At 59.1% G+C, this 533-nt stretch carries 1 protein-coding gene; it reads right to left on the bottom strand.

Going from position 1 to position 533, the window contains the following annotated elements; translation table 11 throughout:
- On the bottom strand, nt 1-533 hold a 533-nt coding region (locus I8U18_RS17630; RefSeq protein WP_198065186.1), incomplete at both ends, for a beta-ketoacyl [acyl carrier protein] synthase domain-containing protein.

Raw genomic sequence — 533 nt, 5'->3', positions numbered from 1 at the left:
GGCCGTCCCTTTGATCACTCCGTAAATGTGATCACCGTCCGCCACGGCCCGGGCCAACGGCTTCAACAGAACCGCACCGACTCCTTCTCCGGGCACATAGCCGTCGCCGCCATCCCCAAAGCTTTCGCACCGTCCCTTGCTTGAGAGGAATTGCCCCTGCTGCAGGGCGATGTATTTGTTCGGGTGAATCGACACATTCACCCCGCCGGCGATCGCCACTTCGCAACTGCCTTTTTGTAGGTGCTGGCAGGCCAGATGAATCGCCGTCAAGGATGAGGAGCACATCGTATCCACGGCCATGCTCGGGCCGTGAAAATTGCAGAAATAGGAGACCCGGTTGGCAATGGAAGCGGCGCTTCCATTCAAGGCCACCTTTCTTCCCCGAAGCTGTTCTTGCGCTCCGTAGAGCTGGTACTCCTCGTACATGACGCCGACGAACACCCCGACATTGCCTTCCATTCCCCGTCCCTTGTACGCCCCGAGGGCACGGCGGGTATATCCCGCATCCTCCAGGGTTTCATAGACGCATTCCA

This window comes from Thermoactinomyces sp. CICC 10522 (assembly GCF_016055075.1).
Taxonomy (GTDB): Bacteria; Bacillota; Bacilli; order Thermoactinomycetales; family Thermoactinomycetaceae; genus Thermoactinomyces_A; species Thermoactinomyces_A daqus.
Note: the sequence above shows the minus strand (reverse complement) of the source record. Positions and strands in the feature narration are given on the sequence as shown.